At 66.0% G+C, this 16,855-nt stretch carries 16 protein-coding genes and 1 tRNA gene; 8 read left to right on the top strand and 9 right to left on the bottom strand.

Annotated elements, in window-relative coordinates:
- Positions 1 to 9: 9 nt before the first annotated feature.
- The gene (lipB, locus tag LH62_RS05190; protein ID WP_043359716.1) at positions 10 to 657 is read right to left on the bottom strand and encodes a lipoyl(octanoyl) transferase LipB; all 648 of its coding nucleotides are present in this window, start codon (positions 655 to 657) and stop codon (positions 10 to 12) included.
- A 29-nt stretch (positions 658 to 686) separates the two neighbouring features.
- Between lipB and LH62_RS05185 the strand changes: the two genes are divergently transcribed.
- Positions 687 to 772 (top strand) — tRNA-Leu (locus tag LH62_RS05185).
- 894 nt (positions 773 to 1,666) lie between these two features.
- Here LH62_RS05185 and LH62_RS30135 read toward each other — a convergent pair.
- From LH62_RS30135 to LH62_RS05155, 6 genes are all read right to left on the bottom strand, one after another.
- Entirely contained in the window at positions 1,667 to 3,724 is a 2,058-nt protein-coding gene (locus LH62_RS30135; RefSeq protein ID WP_144404384.1) for a hypothetical protein, read from the bottom strand.
- Between the two features lie 243 nt (positions 3,725 to 3,967).
- Positions 3,968 to 4,684: a hypothetical protein gene (locus LH62_RS05175; protein WP_043359713.1), complete on the bottom strand. Its 717-nt coding sequence runs from the start codon at positions 4,682 to 4,684 to the stop codon at positions 3,968 to 3,970.
- 283 nt (positions 4,685 to 4,967) lie between these two features.
- A complete protein-coding gene (locus LH62_RS05170) occupies positions 4,968 to 5,396 on the bottom strand; it encodes a hypothetical protein (protein WP_043359711.1) in 429 nt (142 codons plus the stop codon).
- 187 nt (positions 5,397 to 5,583) lie between these two features.
- Positions 5,584 to 6,396, bottom strand: a complete 813-nt coding sequence (locus LH62_RS31855; protein WP_236552481.1) for a hypothetical protein — start codon at positions 6,394 to 6,396, stop codon at positions 5,584 to 5,586.
- Positions 6,393 to 6,929 (bottom strand): MbcA/ParS/Xre antitoxin family protein, encoded by a 537-nt coding sequence (locus LH62_RS05160; protein ID WP_043359710.1) that lies wholly within the window; start codon positions 6,927 to 6,929, stop codon positions 6,393 to 6,395. Before LH62_RS05160 ends, LH62_RS31855 begins: the two co-directional genes overlap by 4 nt.
- Positions 6,926 to 8,905: an AAA family ATPase gene (locus LH62_RS05155; RefSeq protein WP_052213730.1), complete on the bottom strand. Its 1,980-nt coding sequence runs from the start codon at positions 8,903 to 8,905 to the stop codon at positions 6,926 to 6,928. Before LH62_RS05155 ends, LH62_RS05160 begins: the two co-directional genes overlap by 4 nt.
- A 212-nt stretch (positions 8,906 to 9,117) precedes the next feature.
- On the opposite strand from LH62_RS05155, the gene LH62_RS05150 reads away from it, so the two are divergent.
- Positions 9,118 to 9,330 (top strand): hypothetical protein, encoded by a 213-nt coding sequence (locus LH62_RS05150; RefSeq protein WP_043359709.1) that lies wholly within the window; start codon positions 9,118 to 9,120, stop codon positions 9,328 to 9,330.
- A 9-nt stretch (positions 9,331 to 9,339) separates the two neighbouring features.
- A complete protein-coding gene (locus LH62_RS05145) occupies positions 9,340 to 9,987 on the top strand; it encodes an SOS response-associated peptidase (protein WP_043359708.1) in 648 nt (215 codons plus the stop codon).
- A gap of 101 nt (positions 9,988 to 10,088) precedes the next feature.
- On the opposite strand, the gene LH62_RS05140 is transcribed toward LH62_RS05145, so the two are convergent.
- The gene (locus LH62_RS05140) at positions 10,089 to 10,454 is read right to left on the bottom strand and encodes a PAS domain-containing protein (RefSeq protein ID WP_144404383.1); all 366 of its coding nucleotides are present in this window, start codon (positions 10,452 to 10,454) and stop codon (positions 10,089 to 10,091) included.
- Between the two features lie 67 nt (positions 10,455 to 10,521).
- Between LH62_RS05140 and LH62_RS05135 the strand changes: the two genes are divergently transcribed.
- Positions 10,522 to 11,493: a threonine/serine dehydratase gene (locus LH62_RS05135; RefSeq protein WP_043359707.1), complete on the top strand. Its 972-nt coding sequence runs from the start codon at positions 10,522 to 10,524 to the stop codon at positions 11,491 to 11,493.
- Entirely contained in the window at positions 11,494 to 12,654 is a 1,161-nt protein-coding gene (locus LH62_RS05130) for an MFS transporter (RefSeq protein ID WP_052213728.1), read from the top strand.
- A 354-nt stretch (positions 12,655 to 13,008) separates the two neighbouring features.
- Here the strand turns inward: LH62_RS05130 and LH62_RS05125 are convergent, their stop codons facing one another.
- Positions 13,009 to 14,466, bottom strand: a complete 1,458-nt coding sequence (locus tag LH62_RS05125) for a PLP-dependent aminotransferase family protein (RefSeq protein ID WP_043359705.1) — start codon at positions 14,464 to 14,466, stop codon at positions 13,009 to 13,011.
- Between the two features lie 63 nt (positions 14,467 to 14,529).
- Here LH62_RS05125 and LH62_RS05120 point away from each other — a divergent pair, with 63 nt between their 5' ends.
- The 3 genes from LH62_RS05120 (at position 14,530) to LH62_RS05110 (ending at position 16,829) form a co-directional block, all read left to right on the top strand.
- Positions 14,530 to 15,186 (top strand): FMN-binding negative transcriptional regulator, encoded by a 657-nt coding sequence (locus LH62_RS05120; RefSeq protein WP_236552480.1) that lies wholly within the window; start codon positions 14,530 to 14,532, stop codon positions 15,184 to 15,186.
- Entirely contained in the window at positions 15,183 to 16,115 is a 933-nt protein-coding gene (locus LH62_RS05115; RefSeq protein ID WP_236552479.1) for a dihydrodipicolinate synthase family protein, read from the top strand. Before LH62_RS05120 ends, LH62_RS05115 begins: the two co-directional genes overlap by 4 nt.
- Positions 16,116 to 16,178: 63 nt before the next feature.
- Positions 16,179 to 16,829 carry a LysE family translocator gene (locus tag LH62_RS05110; RefSeq protein ID WP_043359703.1) on the top strand — a complete coding sequence of 217 codons (651 nt, stop codon included), beginning with the start codon at positions 16,179 to 16,181 and terminating at the stop codon, positions 16,827 to 16,829.
- The last annotated feature ends 26 nt before the right edge of the window (positions 16,830 to 16,855 follow it).

Here is a 16,855-nt window from a genome sequence, read left to right as displayed (position 1 = left end):
CCCACCGCGTCACCCGAACACCTCCCCCCAGGCTCCCATCAGCGCCGCATCCACCTCCTCCATCGTCGCCAGCACCCCGAGCCGGTGCAGGCTCGTCACCCCATGCTGGCTGATGCCGCAGGGCACGATCCCGCCGAAATGGCCGAGGTCCGGGTCGACGTTCAGCGCGACGCCGTGCCAACTCACCCAGCGCGTCACCCGGACGCCGATGGCGGCGATCTTGTCCTCCGTCCCCCGCGCCCGGTCCTCCACCCAGATGCCGACGCGCCCCTCCCGCCGTTCACCCCGGACATTGAACCGCCACAGCGCCCTGATCAGCCACTCCTCGAGGTTGTGGACATAGGCCCGAACATCCCGCCCGCGCCGGGTGAGATCGAGCATCACATAGCCCGTCCGCTGCCCCGGCCCGTGATAGGTCCACTGCCCCCCGCGCCCGGCCCGGAAGACCGGGAAGCGCGGATCGACCAGCCCCTCCGGCGTCGCCGAGGTTCCGGCGGTGTAGGTCGGCGGGTGCTCGACGAGCCAGACCAACTCCTCCGCCGTCCCGGCGCGGATAGCAGCCACCCGCTCCTCCATCCGGGCGAGGGCCGTCTCATAGGGCACCAGCCCCTCCGCGACCTCCCAATGCGGAAGCCCTGTTGCGACCGGCGCATTCATCGTCTATACGCCCCGCCTCGCCCCGGTTTGCGGTCGTGGCGGAATGGTAGACGCGCCAGCTTGAGGTGCTGGTGGGGGAAACCCCGTGGAAGTTCGAATCTTCTCGACCGCACCATTTTTCATGCCTCAGATTATTATGAGGCCACCCATTAAACGGGAATGGACCCATTTCCCAAGAATCGGCTACCCATAAAAATGGAATGGGAACCTAGTCGATTACATACCCTCGCTGCAAATCGCGTCGAGTTGAACCCGAAATAGTGCTTCCTCAAATTTATCTTCTGGCGTGTCCTTGCTGGAAGGACCTCCGGCCCCGCCATGGTTCATGGCGGACCCGAGCCGAATGCCCCATTCACCGATCCTGATTTTTTGCTAAATCGCTATTTGAAACGAATCCCGTCTAGCGAAGCCTTTCGCTGCCGGATGCCGAAGCCTTAGCCCTCTCCCAGACGAGCAACGAGATATCTTCCTGGGCCGACCAAGGCTTCTCGGTCACACAGATGGAATCGTGACGCTCAGGCTTCTAGGACAACCTTGGGCATCTCCTGTCGCCCCTCGCGGTATTTGCATCGAGTCCCTCCAGCCTGCGCTGGAAAAATCCCGCCCGTTGTGGAGCGAGCAAGGACGCTGCTGGTCCACCGTCAGGATGGGTCCGGAAGAATAAATAGGGGATACCGGAGTGAAGGAGAGCGCTTCGACGAGGACAGCAGGGGTGGGGACCTTCTCCGACTTATTCCTTTATGGATAGGTCGTATTTTTGGCTGGTCGCCGGTCGAACCCAAGCGAACGCCACCGCTGCCGCCGCAGTCCAGCCGTCAGGCGTCACCCCGGCCCAGCGGCGGACCCGGTGTCGAAACATAAGTCTGGCCAAGCTTGCTGATTCCTGACGGCGTGGGCGTTTTTAAGGAGAGGCACGAAGGGCGAACCACCTACGAGATCCCTCGATCTGCATCTGCCGAGCCGATGCTTGCTCCGGCACTGCTAGACGTGCGCACTCGGGCGCAGCGTCTCAGCCTCTGCCACCGAACAAGGCAAGGAGACGGCGTCCCGCGGAACGGCCACGTTCCATTACCTCCACCGCCCCCTGCTTCACGGCCATTACTGCCCGCACCACCGGCTTGCGTACACGACTTAATCGGATGCCCCGGGCGATGCGCGTCTGCGGGGATGCGGTGACGGCCTCTTGTCGCGGTGAGGTCGGAGCCTCGGCTTGCCCAGGCGCCGGACCATTACTGGTCGCTGTAACCAAACCCCTGTCTTCTTGCGCCGTGGATTGCGGCGTCTCTACGGCGCCCCTGCGCGTCTGGACTGGAGTCGGGCCGCCATAGGGAAGCGAAGCCGCGTCTTCGATTACTGTCCGCCTGCCATCTGGGCTCCTGCCGTCTTCTGACGCTTCGCCCCCGGATGACGCTTCAAGCTCAACCGACCCTGAACCAGGGGGCATGCCATTGAGCTCTGGGTACACGAGGCTAGCAGACGGAACCTGCTCCTCTTGCGCCGCGGGGGTTCCAGCTACGGCTTCGTCGGTGCCCCCTTGAGCGGGCCTGTCGTCTTCTGCCGCAGGAGGTGGTGGCTCCGGTGGGTTGCCATCCGGCGCAGCATCGTCGACCGGTGGCGAATCCGACGACCGAAACTCCGGCGGTGAACGGGAGAGGGATGGTGCGGCGCCTCTTGGCTCGGGTGTGTAGGTAGCCGTGCCCGAGTCAACGGGCGCCATATGCGCAGGCCGCTCGTTATCAGTGTCTCCGGACGCTTCGCCCGGGCGGGGTGCCTCGGAGTCGCCCGGCTCTGGATCGGGCGGCAGAGCATCAAGCGTCGGGTCGACGTGGCTTGCAGGCGACACCTGCTCCTCTAGGCCCGCCCCCTCTCTATCCACGACCTCATCCGCACCGCCTTCGGCATTCCCGCTGTCCTCCGATTCGGGATATCCGTGCGCCAACGGGTCGCCGCTGGAAACCGTATCCTCGACCGATGGCACATCCGGCGGTGGCCGGTCTTCCGGAGGGGGAGTGTCGGTGAACGGAACGCCACGGTTTGGCGAAGGCACACTGGCGGCCCCTTCTTCAGGCACCCCGCCCTCGTACCGCTCCTTATCAGGATGTCGGGGAACCTCCAGCAGCCCCCCTCCAACCGCGAAGACTTGGCTTTTGTCGCGGATGGGCAGGATGATGTGGGCGAACGGGGCATAGGACCCCTTCCTACTGCGGGTGAAGTCGGCCGGTTTGAAACGAGGTATGCCGCAGACCACGACCTGCTTCGCGTCCCAGATCGCGTCCGCCAACGCCTTGTCCCCGACTTGAAGCTGGACTTGGACGTTGTAGGGGGGATTGTCCGGCTCAAGCTCGAACTCACCGGAAATATGATAGTGCCCGCTGGCCTGGTGGGGGCTGGACGCAGTTTCGCGCTTCCGGCGCTCGAACTCTACCGTGACAGGGCGCCCCTGGATTCGCTCCCACGCCTTCCAAAGGCGGCGGTGCTCCTTGAAGCCGAAGAAGAAATCCCTCCACGGGATCTTCTCGCCGTTGAAGACGACCTGGACCTTCTCCTCGAGCTCTGCGTCGTCGCCGATGACGTCGGCCACCATGACGATGCTCTCGACGCAGTTCATGTACGCAGTCAGGCGTCGGTCCGACTCCCTATACGCATAGGCTACCTCGGGATCAGGGTCCTGTCGGTTGAGGATGCGTCCCGGCTCCATCCCGGCCAGGAGGACGTGGAGCCGGAATTCCACGGCCTGCTCCTCCCGGCTGCCGACATGCTCCACCAGGGCCGCCGTGCCCAGTTCCCGAACCTCGTGCGACTTGGCGACGATCTTACGCAGCGTGGCGTCGATGTCGTACTTGCAGCCAGGGCGATGCTTCTGACCCTTCCGCAGCCCGAAGTGGGCGCTGACCACCGTGCGTCCGCTGTTCTTGGGGTACGCAGACGTGTGTGTCAGTTCGATGCCGCATCCTGACCCTGGACACCGGGGAATGCCGTGCCTGACTTTGCCGTAGAGTGCGGCCAGGATTGGCACTGTCCGGGGCGCACCCTTCTCGGGTAAGGCCTCCTTGAGTTTGACCGCCAATCCGGAAGTCCTTGGCTGCGCCAAGAGTAGATGGGGATCGTGCGTCCGGATTCAAATGCCAGCGGGATAGCTGCGGCTGAGAGATTGGCACCTTGGAGATGCGGCGCTGTGAGGCGGAGCGACATCTACCCAAGAAGGCGCTTCGTTAGCCCTGGCCAACAACTGGCACAACCTTCATCGACGAGTTAGTCAGGGCTGTGCCCGGCGGCTCAAGCGCGCACCTCAGGATCCCGGCAGAAGGTCCTAAGCCACCCTCCGATCACGTGCGGAGCGCTTGGCGAACCGCTGAGCTTCCAGCGCGCGCTGCTTCGCAGCCTGCTGAGCCTTCTCCTGACGGACTCGCTCAGCTTCGGCTTCGGCCGCGCGCCGACGTTCCGTGGCCTCGTCTCGAGCCTTCGCTCGCTCTGCGGCCTTGGCGTCGGCGACCTTGAGGCAGGTACTCTCGCTCCGCAGGCCTGAGGAGGCCATGCGCGCGGATGCAGCGTCGCCGGGACCGAAGTAGACCACAATGGAGACCGGTTCTTGCTGACCGTCGCTCTCAAAGGCGAGCTTGAGGTCGGCGCCCATTTGGATGCGGGCACCCTTCTCAGGAGCTCCGATCAAGCGGCCCAGGAGACCCGGGTCCGGTGCGACCTCGGCGAGTTCGGTGACCTCGGCAGCCGTAAGGTGCCGCAGATTGCGGTAGTTTGCGACCAAGCGGCCATCCTCGCCGGGCTGGACGATGCAAACGCGACCTGTCTCTGCTTCGATGAAAACCCCGATGGCGCCGTCATGGCCAATCATCAGGCGGTCGGTTTCGAAGGAGGTCTCGCGCAGCCTCTCGGTCATGCCATCGAAGCGGCGTCGCAGCGCCTCGGCAGCAGATGTTGTCCCATGGGCCTGCGGGGTTTGCGGCCGAGCGAGCACAATGCCCCCACCTGCTGCGAGAGCCGCGCAGATGATTAACCCTTCCACGAGCATCTCAAGGCACTCCCCGCTCGGTTATCACCAACCGGAGCCGTAACATAACGATATCGAGTAGATAAATCAACTAAAGGTAGCGTTACACAGGGTAGGTGCTCGTTCGAGGGTGTCCGCCGCTCGGCCCGACCGGTGCCGAATGGCGAAGCCTCGGAGGCTGCTGACGCCTGGCACCAAGTCTACGTGACACCTGGTGTGTTTGCGGCATGTCTGCACGCCCCAAGTCGCCAGGAGCGTCGACGCCGAAGTTCCAGGCACTCGGCCATCAGCCGCTTCCAACCACTTACAATCTTTGTGCAAAGGGATTGGGCACCTGGATGTCCGCCGTAGCCTCCAGGCTACCCACCCTCATCGTCGGCTCACGCCAGGTTAGGTGGAAGTCTGCGCGCCTCGCTGGCTGGCGCTCCCGCAGATAGGTGTCAACCTCCTCGGACAGGCACTGCGGCGGACCCCAGTCTTCATCATCGTCCTCAGGCTCGGATTCCCGCGCCTCGTTTGTGATGAAGACGCAGTAGTCCGGCTGGATACCAAGTGCCTCCAGCGTCTGCATCATCGTGACGCCCTCGATGATGACAGGGCGGCCTTGTCGATGCCGCGACCGGACCAGTTTCTCGAGTTCACCGATCCGATGGGTCACAGGAGACGTCGAAGATAACCAAAGGTCCGTCTCCAAGACCGGCATGCCAAGCTGCCACGCCAGGTAGCGCGCCACGGATGTCTTGCCAGCGCCATTCCGTCCATCGATGGCGATAGTGAGCGCCCGCCAGGGAAGACAAAAAGACCGCAGGTGCGTCAACAGATCGTCTGCGCCAGGTATCGGTTGTCTAGTTGGAATCATCGGCATCTCCAATATGCCACGGATGGAACCTGCGGCATCAAGGCCAGGCGACGCCGGACGGTCAGCCAACCCTGATGTCATCGTCGTCGTATGGCTGCCAGCGCCGGTCGAGCGGACCGGGTGGCATGTAGAGGCCCTGCTGTGCCGCATGCAGGAATCCCAGCACAACAAGCGGTCCTGGCGGCCCACCGCTGATGACGAGGTCAAGCGGCGGACGGCCGCCGAAGACGGGCGCGGCATGCTGCGCCTTGAGCCACTCGACCCCTTCGCGCTCGAGGACATGAAGAACCCCGAGCGCCTGATGGATTGCGAGGACGGCGGAGATCTGGGCGAGGACGTCATCCGGCAGCGCGAGGGGGTGGTGCGCCCGGGCCGCCTGGATCCAGATCTCGATATCCGGCGACCCGCCGAGTACGCGGCACCGCTCGGCCTCGCCCAACCCCCAGAGCGCCGTGATTGCCAGGAAGGTGCGCATCCCGGGCCCGCTCAGTCGGCGCCGACGCTCGATTGCGGCGAAGCGCTCGGCTTCCTCCAGGAGGTCAGCAGGTGTCCCGGTCCGGATGAGGGCTAGTTCAGGATCGTAGTTCGTGCAGCCGGGATGGGCATTGGCCAGCCAGGCCAAGCATTTGTGGACACCTTCCCATCCGGCTTCGGCATGCCGCCACGGCTCGATGCCGTCGAGCTCGGCGTGAGGCGTCTCGATCCACTCGCGGCCAAGGTCTACGCTGCCCATTGCCCTCACAGCAGCCACCAGCACGCGGAAAATGCGGCGGGTGACCTGGCGCGCGTCCGACAGGCGGACCGGCTGGCCGTCGAGGAGCTCGTGGAAGTCGGGCTCGCCCTTCTGCCACTCCTGGAATTCCTCAGGCGTCATGGCGCCGTGCCCGCACGCAGGCGACCGAGGATGTCGAGCACCTGCTGACGACCGGCGTCACCCTCGGCGGCGACCGCGGCAGGCGTCCGACCATTCAGCAGGGGATGCGGTCGGTGCAGCCAACCAAATACTTCCTCAACGGAGTCCCAGGTCAGTAAGGCGGCGTCCAGTAACACCGGGTCTTCGAGTTCAAAGAACTCACCGGCCTGCCGCTGCTCAATCAGTAGCCGCAGCGCCTGGAGGTCATCTTCCTGGTCGTCACTGATGTCCGGTCCGTGTCCTTCCGGATGCAGAGGTGGCCGCACAAGTGGTCTTCCGGCCCGCCTAGCGTCCTCCTCGACTTTGTCCAGAAGTCGCTCGATCTCGGCGTAGGCCGCGCGCGCCGTAGTCTCCCACTTCGTGTTCTTGGCCCGCTCGGCCGCGAAGGCGAGCCGTTTCAAAGCGGCCCATGCATACAGGTGGATGGTTGCCCGCACGTTCTCGGGCAGATCGCTGATGTCCGGCCGTGGCTGGCGTCTCGTTCCCTCGTTCATGCCTTCCTCTCAGTCAGCACGATTGCCTCCACTTCGGTGCCGGTCAGCACCTCCCGCTCCAGCAGTCCCGCCTCCAGAGAATCCAGTGCGGGCCGGTGCTCCCGCAATCGGCGGCAGACCTCCTCATAGGCGGCGTTGAGCCGCGTCTCGACCCGCCGCGCTAGATCCGGCCGGTTCATCAGCAGGGTAGCGAGGTCCCGCTCGTTCCAGAGGCCGAGCCAAAGCAATGGCCGTGCGGACATGCCCATCGCCGTCTCGGCGTTGGCGGCCAGCCAGGTCGCCCTCCCCAGGTCACTGTGGATCGGCCCTCCGGAGCCACCCGTCACCTGCCCGAGCACCACCTCCTCCGCAGCCCGGCCAGCCAGAAACCGGCGCAGGTGCATGCTGAGCCAAGCTTCGGTGACGTCGCCGCTCGGGGTATCGACGGCCGTATGCCCGCCGCTCTGGTCATCCTCACGGATGGAGACGTGTTGCAGGGTGCCCGGCTGCTCCAGCACCTGCATCAGGGCATGCCCGGCCTCGTGCACCGCCGCGATCCGCCGGGCACCCACAGGTGACATCTGACCGGCACCCCGGATCTCCGCCAGCAGGTCGTCGAGCGTCATCGGGCGCCCGGCCTTGCGCGCCCGCCGCCGGGCGCCGCGGGCCCAGCGCTCGCAATCAGCACCCGTGCCGCCCAAAGCGAGCAGCGCCGCCCGGGTCAGGTCGACGCCTGCCAAGTCGTCACCGAGGTGAACCCGAAGGATTCCTGCCAAAGCACGCTGGTCAGGGAGGGGGACGGCGATGATGCGGTCCAGACGGCCTGATCGCGTGATGGCCGGGTCGACCATCTCGGGATGGTTGGTGGCCCCAACCACCACGACGCCCTCGCGCCCGCCGACGCCGTCCAGGTGCTCGAGCAGCGCGCCGACAACCGAGGCCCACCAATCTCGGTGACGGCTGTCGGCGGTTCGACTGTAGAAGCTATCGAGTTCGTCGATGAATAGGATGGAGGGCGCCGCCTTCCTGGCCTCATCGAAAGTCGCCGCCATTGCCTTGAGGAGATCGCCAAGGTGCCCATCCCTCGACGCCTGCCACATCGAGTAGGAGCCGACGACAAGCGGGACGCCGCAGGTCGCCGCCAGGGCGCGGGCGAAGGTGGTCTTGCCGGTGCCGGGAGGACCGGCGAGCAGGCACCCGCGGTCGATGTCGGCCCAGGAGAGCCGACCGGCGCCATAGGCCGCCAGGTCGCGCGCGAGGTCATGTCCCCAGGCTACCGCAGCATCCATGCCAGGGAGGTCGTCCAGCGTAGGTGTGGGCCGCGACGCTCTCGAGGTAGCGCGAGCCACGATAGCTTCGGCGCGCCGCAGGAAGTCCTCGGCCGACTGCCCTGACCGTCGTGCCAGCCTCAGGACCACCGGCGACACGGCGGCGCAGACCTCGACGGCGAGCGTCAGGTCCGTAGTGCTGGACGTGACCGACTGGGCTACACCCATCAGGTCTTCGGCGTTTAGAGGCATCAGGACGAGCCTCAGGTCGGCAGCGCGGAGAAGGTCCGCTGGCAGGAGCCGGTCGGGCGCGTGGGACACTCCGAGGACGCTCTGGCCCTGCCAAAGGCTCTCCGCGACCTGCTCGTTCTCGTATTTGGGTCTGTGGCGTGATCCAGAGCCATCGGCGTCAAAGACCATCCACTCGCCCGGCCGAACCTCGATGTCGCCTGTCCTACTGCTGGACGTCCGCTTGGTGGGCACCTTGGCGATGTCCCGCCAGGCCATGCTGACGGGCGACACCCAATCCGGACTGGGCACCTCGATGACAACGACGCCGACTAGGGCATCGGCATCGACCCCCTGTTCGGCCAGAGCGCATTGGACGGCGAGGCGGGCTACAATCCGGGCCGGGTCCACGGCCCTGGGTGCTTCAGGAACCGGCTCACCGTCCGGGAAGTCGTTATCGACTAAGCCATCCTCGTCTACTGCATCGTGGTCGGCGGACATGCTGGAACCTCGTCTGCGGGAATGCGAAATGGCGGCGCGGCGTGGCCGGTCCGTATTCGCAGGGGCAGAGGCTCAGGCTGTCTCGGGTCCACAGGGGTCTCCTGCTCAGGTAGGGGAACGTTAAGAGAACATTTGGGTCTCGGCAACTGTCAGCGCTGGGCTGGCTTCTGACGAGGTTGGGAGGCCCTCGGTCGGCGCCCCAGGAGACGGACATGTTCAACCTGTGGACCAAGAACCCGCTGATGAGCATGATGCTCAGCGGGGCGAATGCCTGGGCCGGAGCCGCCCGGGGCGTCATGCTCGGCCAAGCCAAGCGCCATCAGACGGCCGCGATGCGAGAGGGTACCAAACAGGTCACCGACCCCTGGGCGGCGGCATTGACCAACGCCGCGCCCAAGAAGCGGGTGAGGAAGAAGCGCTCCTGAAGCTGCCCCATGTGCAACCTCTACAGCATGACCAGCAACCAGCGCGCGATCATGGGGCTCACTGGGGCCACGCGCGACCGCACCGGCAACCTACCACCGCTGCCCGCCATCTATCCGGACAGCATGGCGCCGGTTGTGCGGCAGGCCGAGGATGGCGAGCGTGAGCTCATCATGATGCGCTGGGGCATGCCCGGCCCGGAGCAGTATGGCGGGCACCCTGTGACCAACATCCGCAACACCCGCAGCCCGCACTGGCGCCGCTGGCTGGGTCCGGCGCATCGCTGCCTGGTGCCGGTCACGTCCTTCTCCGAGTGGGAGGACACCAAGCCCAAAAAGACGCCGGTCTGGTTTGGGTTGTCGGAGGAGCGCCCCCTGTTCGCCTTTGCGGGGATCTGGACCACCTGGACCGGGGTTCGCGGCACCAAGGCCGATCCCGTTGAGGGCGAGCACGAGCTTTATGGATTCCTGACCTGCGACCCGAACGAGACAGTAGGCGCTATTCATCCGAAGGCCATGCCGGTGTTGCTGACGATGCCGGACGAGATGGACACCTGGTTGGAGGCACCGTGGGAAGTCGCCAGGGAGCTACAGCGTCCCTTGCCGGATGCCGACATGCTCATTGTGTCGAAGGGCAATCGGAAGGATCCGGCGTCCTGACCGACCTGTGATCCTCGAGGCGTCCCAATCGGGCCACACGCCGCTGTGCAGCACTCGACAAGGCTGCCAACTCGAGGCGAGCCAACCCCACAAGCGATTGATTACCAGCGTCGGCGGGCCGCTGGCTTCAGGATGATCTCGAGCGTGCCGCACAACGTGTCGAACGAGGACACGTCCGTGTTGATGCACAGCATCACGGCGGGTGCGCCCGGCAACACGACCGACACCGACTTCGGGCGGCGCCCGTCCCAATTGGTCGTTTCATACGGCCCGGTGAAGCCATTCCGGCCGGGCATGCCGAGCGAGCGGAAGTGGGAAGGCTCGCCGAGCCCGCACGGCGACATAGGGTTTGCGATGTAAGCCATCGTGTCCGCTTCGAGGTCATGCACGGCGACCTCCACCAGCGGCCCGAACAAGGAGGCGCTGGCGTCGGCGAGCATCCGGTACTGAGCCGCAATTTCAGCCAAGCCTCATCTCCTTGTGGATACACGCCGCCTAGAATAGACACCCCACCCAAACAAGGGACGGTTTCCGATGTCGCTCATCGACAACATCGTCGAGGCGTTGGAGCAGCGCCCGGCCGAGATGCTGGAAACGCCACTGCTACCGAGCTTCGGCCTATCCGACCTGCTGGGCTGCGAGGTGCTGCTGAAAGCCGAGCACCTGCAAACCACCGGCTCCTTCAAGTACCGGGGCGCCGCCAACGCCATCCGGCTGCTCAACGAGGACCAGCGCCGCCGCGGCGTTGTGACGGCCTCCTCGGGCAACCACGGCCAAGCCGTGGCCCTCGCGGGGCGCCACGCTGGGGTGCGGGTGACCGTCTATGCCACGTCCACGGCATCCCCCGCTAAGCTGGCCGCGATCCGCGGCTACGGCGCCGAACTCCAACTGCTGGAGGAATCCAGCCTTGAGGTCGAACTCGCTGCTCGAAGGGAGGCGGAGGCAAGCGGACGGCTGTTCGTATCGCCCTACAACGATCTTTCGGTCATCGCGGGCCAGGGCACGATCGGGCTCGAACTGGCTAACCGTGCACCGGACCTCGACGCCGTCTTCGTGGCAGTCGGAGGCGGCGGACTGGTGAGCGGAATCGGCACGGCACTAAAAGGCCGCGGCGTTGGGGCGTTGGTCGTCGGGTGCTGGCCGGAAGCGTCGCCCTGCCTGATGCAGGCGCTGGAGGCCGGATACATCCACGACGTGCCTGAGACGGACACCATCTCCGACGGCACGGCGGGCGGCATCGAGCCGGGTTCAGTCACGCTCGACCTTTGCGCCCAGACCATGGACAGGCGCGTCGCGGTGAGCGAGCGGGAGATCAAGCGCGCCATGTGGCTGCTGGCCGAGCATGACCGCTGGATGGTCGAGGGCGCGGCTGGGGTGGCGCTCGCCGGGCTGATCCGCCTGGCAGATGAGTTCAGGGGCAAGAAGGTCGCCGTCGTGCTGTGCGGCCGTAACATCACGCCGTCCAAGTACGTGGCTGCCCTATCGAGCGCGACGGCTGGCACATGAATGCGCCCTGACGACGGGGCATCCGACCGCTGGCGGCTGTTCCGCTGGTTTGTGTCGTCGGCCACCTTCAGCGTTCCGCAAGCGGCAGGTCCCATCGCGTTCTCCCTGGTCGCGCTGAGCCTCACCGGGGACGCCAGCCGCGGCGCGGCGATCATCCTGGCCATGACATTGGCCCAGGTGGTCGGGGCGGTTCCCATCGCTCGGATCGGCAGGAACCTGCCAGCAGCGACGTTCCTGAGACTGCTGGTGGGTATCCGCACTGCGGCCCTGGTCCTAATTGCCGCCCTGGCGGCAGGAGGGGCGCCGCTCATCTGGCTCATCCTGGCCGCGGCAGTCGGGGGCTCCGTGAATGGTGCGGCCCACGGGTATCTCCGCTCGGTGCTGAACTGGCTGACGCCTGCCGCGCGGCTCCCACGTGCCCTCGGCATCGCGGCCACGCTCAACGAGTTGACTTTCGTGCTGGCGCCGGTGGCGGCCTCCGGCCTGGGCACGATCTCGCCGGTCTTCGCCGTCCTGGCGATCGCGGCTTTGGGCGCCGTCCCAATGCTGCTGATGCCGCAGACCCGCTCCAGTCCCATCGAGGGTGTGCTCCACGCCGGGGGAGCGGTGCTCAGCCCGTCCATCCTGCTCTGGCTCATGTGTTCCGCGGCAAGCGGAGCCACGGTGGCGTCCATCGAGATCGGTGCCGTCGCGCTGGCGCTGCGGTTTGGCTACGAACCGGCGCTAGCCTTCCTGTTCACTGTCCCGCTGTGTCTGGCCTCCGTGGCTGGCGGGATCTGGGTCAGCCTGCGCAACCGCATGGCCACGCGAAAGGCCGTGGTGGTCCAGTTGTCCGTCATGACCCTGGGTGCCGCACTCGTGGCTATGGAGCATTCGTTGGCCACGACGGTTCTCGGTGCCGTGCTGGTTGGTTCTGTTCTGGCCCCGCTGGGCACCTACTACTCGCTCATCCTGGACACCCTAGCTCCTCCGCAAAGGCGCGCCGAAGTCTTCGCCCTGCTGCGTACCGCCAACTCCTCCGGGGTCATCTTTGCCAGCGCGATCCTGACCATGTCCTCGATGTCTGTGGCGCTGATGGCTGTCGCTGGCCTGATGGTGGTCACCACCGCGACCGTCGGCATCGCAACGCATCGGCGTCGATCCCGACCTCGCCAAGTGTAGCTTCGGCCGGGGCGGCATCGCTGCTGCTGCCCGCCCGAGCCGCCCGACGGATGGCGGCTCGGTCCTCTCTTTGGGAGGTCGCTGGCATCAGCCCTGAGGCCGCCGAGGAAACAAGGCGGCACGCGGAGTGCCCGGCCAGCCATGTCCCTCGCCGCTGATGGGCGTTGAAGTGGCCAACCCGGATAAAAGTGCGCATTCCTGCTTCAGCCACTCGGCGAGACCGAGTGCCCCGCCGGACAGTTCCGGCGCTCCAGCGGCGAGCCAACTCGGCGCGATCCTTCGCAGCGTTGCCCTCCTTAACGGCCGTCCTTAGAGTCTTCACTAGGTTGTTGGCGTGGACGTCACCAACCGCGCTCAACCCTGCTTGTACGAGCGGGTTAGCTCGGCCAGCAACCCGACGCCCTTCTCGATGCTCGCCACAGAGAGGGCTGCATAGCCAAGGACGAGTCCGGCACAACCCGGGCGCAAGGCGCCTCCCGTGCGGTCGTACAATGGGCTGATCGGATAGATGCCCAGACCGGCACTGGCCGCCTGCCGGGCGAAGTCCTCCTCGGCCGCGCGGGGGATGCCGTTCAGCCAGGCGACGACGTGCAGCCCTGCATCAACGCCAACCACGATCACTGCATCGCCCAGGTTGGCCGACAGCGCCGCCAGCAGGGCAGCGCGCCGCTCACCATTGCGGCGGCGCACGCGCCGGACATGCCGCTCGTAGGAGCCGCTCTCAATCAGGTTTGCCAGGGCTTCCTGTTCCAGGCCGGGCGCGTGCCGGTCCGCCAGCCGCTTCGCCTGGGCGAAGGCGTCCGCCAGTGCCACCGGGACCACGAGGTAGCCGAGGCGCAGCGTCGGTGAGAGCGTCTTGGAGACCGTGCCGAGATAGATGACCCGCCCGGCGCCATCCATGGCCTGGACCGTCGGGACCGGGGCGATATCATAGCGATACTCGCTGTCGTAGTCGTCCTCGATGACATGGGCGCCCGTGTGCCTTGCCCAGGCGAGAAGCTCCCGCCGACGGCCAACCGACATGACGCCCCCGAGGGGAAACTGGTGCGATGGCGTGACATAGGCCAGCCGGGCCGGAGGTAGGCTCTCCGTCCGCATGCCGTCCCGATCCACCGTAATAGGAACGACCTCTGCCCCGACGGCCAGGAAGACTTGGCGCGCGAGGTTGTAGCCCGGGTTCTCGATCACGGCTTGATCGCCCGGATCGAGCAGCAGTCGCGCGCAGAGGTCGAGGCCCTGCTGCGAGCCGCTGACCACGATGACCTGCCCCGGTTCGCAGCGTAGACCACGCGCCCTCCACAGGTATCCCTGCAAGGCAGTCCGCAGACCGGGCAAGCCGCTGGGGTCCTCATACCGGAGGCGCGGTCTTCGGCGCAGTAGCACGCCGGTGACTGCCTTCCTCCAGGCGAGCACCGGAAAGTCGTCGGCCGCCAAATCCCCGTATCGAAAATCCACTGTCAACCGCATCGGACCGGCGAGCGGGGGAAGTGGAAAGGCCGCCAGTCTCTGCCCAAAGGCCGACAGACGGTCAGGGGCTGCGCGAGTGGTGGGTTGTCCTGGCAGAGGCGAAGCTTGGCCAAGGTCCCTCGCCACCTGCGCCAGGGCGCCCTGGCGCGTCTCTAGGTAACCTTCCGCGATGAGTTGCTCGTAGGCGGCCGTCACCGTCGTCCGCGAGACGCCCCACTCCGCCGCCAGTGACCGGGTGGAGGGCAGCCGGGCACCCGGGCCAAGCAGGCCGGAGGCGATCTGGGTCTTGATCGTCTCGCTGATCCTCTGTGTGACCCGCTCGGGTGTGGGTGCTTCCGGCCTCATTGCAGTGACTGGCCCACTTCATTTCAAGGAAACTGGACGTTCTTTGTGGACCATCGACAGAGCATGTTCCAGCACGATTGGGGAGCCCAGCCGATGTACGTCCCGCCCGCCTTCCATGTGGATGATCTCGCCGCCCTGCACGGCACAATGCGGGAGGCGCGCTTGGCGAACCTCGTCACCGCGACGACCGAGGGCTTGCTTGCAACGCCGCTGCCGCTCTTCCTGGTGCCCGAGGAAGGCGCCTACGGCACCCTCTATGGCCATGTGGCTCGGGCGAACACGCAGTGGAAGCTTCCGCCGACGGGCGACGACATGGCGCTGTTCATGGGTCCCGACGCCTACGTCAGCCCCTCCTGGTACGCCACCAAACAGGAGCACCACAAAGTCGTGCCGACCTGGAACTACATCACCGTGCACGCCTACGGTGCCGTCGAGTTCTTCGAGGATGCCGACCGGCTGCTAGAGGTCGTCACCCGACTGACGAACCTGCATGAGCAATCCCAGGCTAAGCCGTGGGCCGTGATGGAAGCACCGGAAGCCTTCGTCCGCGCTCAGTTGCGGGGGATCGTCGGCCTGCGGCTGCCGATCACACGCCTCGAAGGCAAGCGGAAGATGAGCCAGAACCGCAGCGTGCAGGATCGTGCGGGCGTGGCTGCCGGGCTCGTGGCCAGCCAGCGCGCGTCGGACCGCTACGTGGCAACGATGATCCCAGTTGGATGAGCCTCGCGATCCAGATGAGCCAGACGACGCCATACGCGCCCGGGATGTTCCGCGGCCTCTCCGCATTTCCCATCACGCCTGCTGACCCTGCTGGCCATGTCGACACCGACGGCCTGGTGCGCTTGGTGCAGCGCCTCGCCGCGGCGGAGGTGGACTCCATCGGCCTGCTGGGCAGCACCGGAACCTATGCCTATCTTACCCGCGCCGAGCGTCGCCGCGCCGTCGAAGCCGTGTCGGCGTCGCTGAGCGGCCGGGTTCCGCTGATTGTGGGTGTCGGGGCGCTCCGGACCGATGACGCGCGGGATCTGGCGCGAGATGCGGAAGCTGCTGGAGCGGACGGCCTCCTCCTGGCCCCGGTGTCCTACACTCCACTCACCGAGGAGGAGGTCTACCAGCACTTCGTCGCCGTTGCGGAAGCGACGCCGCTGCCCCTTTGCATCTACAACAATCCCGGGACGACCCACTTCACCTTCTCCGACGCCCTGGTGGCGCGACTGGCGCAGCTTCCCACAGTGCTCGCCGTGAAGAACCCGGCACCTTCACCCTCGGAAGCACGCCTGCGGCACGAGGAGCTCCGCGCCAGGATCCTTGGCGCCTTCGCCATCGGCTACAGTGGTGATTGGAATGCCCCGGCTGCCGTGTTGGCCGGTGGCGACGCCTGGTACAGCGTCGTCGGCGGGCTGCTGCCGGAGCCGACCCTGAAGCTCCTTCGCGCGGCTCAGGCAGGAGATGAAGACGAGGTGGCGCGCTTGAACGCCAGGTTTGAGCCACTTTGGGCACTTTTCAAGAAGCTCAGCAGCTTACGGGTGGTCTATGCGGCGGCAAGCATGCTGAACCTCACCCAAGCACAGCCGCCACGTCCCGTTATGCCTCTCGAAGACGATAACCGGCGGCGCGTCGCTGCGGCCCTCCAGATGCTTGAGGGCTGACCATGCGCTGCCAGTCGGACGCCTCAACAACCTTGCTTCGGCCGCGGCTGGGAGTTCATGAGAATGCCTGGGGTGTCCCAACTCGCCCTGTACTTTGCGGCGGCTCTCTTGCTCGCCATCACGCCTGGCCCCGGTATCTTCTATGTCGCGGCGAGAACCCTCGCTGGTGGGCGGGCGGAAGGCATCGCCTCCAGTTTTGGCACAGGGCTGGGCGGCATGGTCCACGTGATCGCAGGCAGCCTGGGCGTCTCCGCCATCGTGCTCGCGAGCGCCGAGCTCTTCACCGCGCTGAAGCTGGTCGGCTCCGCCTACCTCATCTGGCTCGGCTTCCGCACGATCCAGGCTGCCCGCCGCGAGGGTGTGGCAGCCCTTGGAGGCAAACCCGCGGCGCCGCCGGTGGGGCCGCGCCGCGCCTTCCGGGAGGGTGTTCTGGTCGAGGCGTTGAACCCAAAGACGGCGGCCTTCTTCCTGGCTTTCGTGCCGCAGTTCGTCGACCTTAACCAGGGCAGCGTCGCCTTTCAGTTCGTGGTACTCGGCTTCGTGTCTGTCGCGCTGAACACCCTGGCCGACATCGTGGTGGCCTTTGCGGCAGGCAGTATCCGGGAAGGCGCAGTGGCACGTCCCACCCTGATTCGCCGCCTACGCGAAGGTTCGGGCGCTGCGATGATTGCCCTAGGCATCGGTCTGTCCCTGGCAAAGCGCCCCACCACCTGAGCATTGAGCAAGGCTGCTTGTCCGGT

The sequence above is a fragment of the Belnapia sp. F-4-1 genome (genome assembly GCF_000802185.1).
In the GTDB taxonomy this organism is placed as follows: Bacteria; Pseudomonadota; Alphaproteobacteria; order Acetobacterales; family Acetobacteraceae; genus Belnapia.
The sequence above is the reverse complement of the archived record's forward strand: the minus strand, read 5'-3'. Positions and strand labels throughout refer to the sequence as shown.

What these genes read in the sequence shown, in the direction of transcription:
- LH62_RS05110 (WP_043359703.1), top strand. Translation starts at nt 16,179, where the DNA reads ATGCCTGGGGTGTCCCAACTCGCCCTGTACTTTGCGGCGGCTCTCTTG.
- LH62_RS05120 (WP_236552480.1), top strand. Translation starts at nt 14,530, where the DNA reads ATGTTCCAGCACGATTGGGGAGCCCAGCCGATGTACGTCCCGCCCGCC.
- LH62_RS05145 (WP_043359708.1), top strand. Translation starts at nt 9,340, where the DNA reads ATGTGCAACCTCTACAGCATGACCAGCAACCAGCGCGCGATCATGGGG.
- LH62_RS05115 (WP_236552479.1), top strand. Translation starts at nt 15,183, where the DNA reads ATGAGCCTCGCGATCCAGATGAGCCAGACGACGCCATACGCGCCCGGG.
- LH62_RS05150 (WP_043359709.1), top strand. Translation starts at nt 9,118, where the DNA reads ATGTTCAACCTGTGGACCAAGAACCCGCTGATGAGCATGATGCTCAGC.
- LH62_RS05160 (WP_043359710.1), bottom strand. Translation starts at nt 6,929, where the DNA reads ATGAACGAGGGAACGAGACGCCAGCCACGGCCGGACATCAGCGATCTG.
- LH62_RS05155 (WP_052213730.1), bottom strand. Translation starts at nt 8,905, where the DNA reads ATGTCCGCCGACCACGATGCAGTAGACGAGGATGGCTTAGTCGATAAC.
- LH62_RS05135 (WP_043359707.1), top strand. Translation starts at nt 10,522, where the DNA reads ATGTCGCTCATCGACAACATCGTCGAGGCGTTGGAGCAGCGCCCGGCC.
- LH62_RS05130 (WP_052213728.1), top strand. Translation starts at nt 11,494, where the DNA reads ATGCGCCCTGACGACGGGGCATCCGACCGCTGGCGGCTGTTCCGCTGG.
- lipB (WP_043359716.1), bottom strand. Translation starts at nt 657, where the DNA reads ATGAATGCGCCGGTCGCAACAGGGCTTCCGCATTGGGAGGTCGCGGAG.
- LH62_RS05175 (WP_043359713.1), bottom strand. Translation starts at nt 4,684, where the DNA reads ATGCTCGTGGAAGGGTTAATCATCTGCGCGGCTCTCGCAGCAGGTGGG.
- LH62_RS05125 (WP_043359705.1), bottom strand. Translation starts at nt 14,466, where the DNA reads ATGAGGCCGGAAGCACCCACACCCGAGCGGGTCACACAGAGGATCAGC.
- LH62_RS31855 (WP_236552481.1), bottom strand. Translation starts at nt 6,396, where the DNA reads ATGACGCCTGAGGAATTCCAGGAGTGGCAGAAGGGCGAGCCCGACTTC.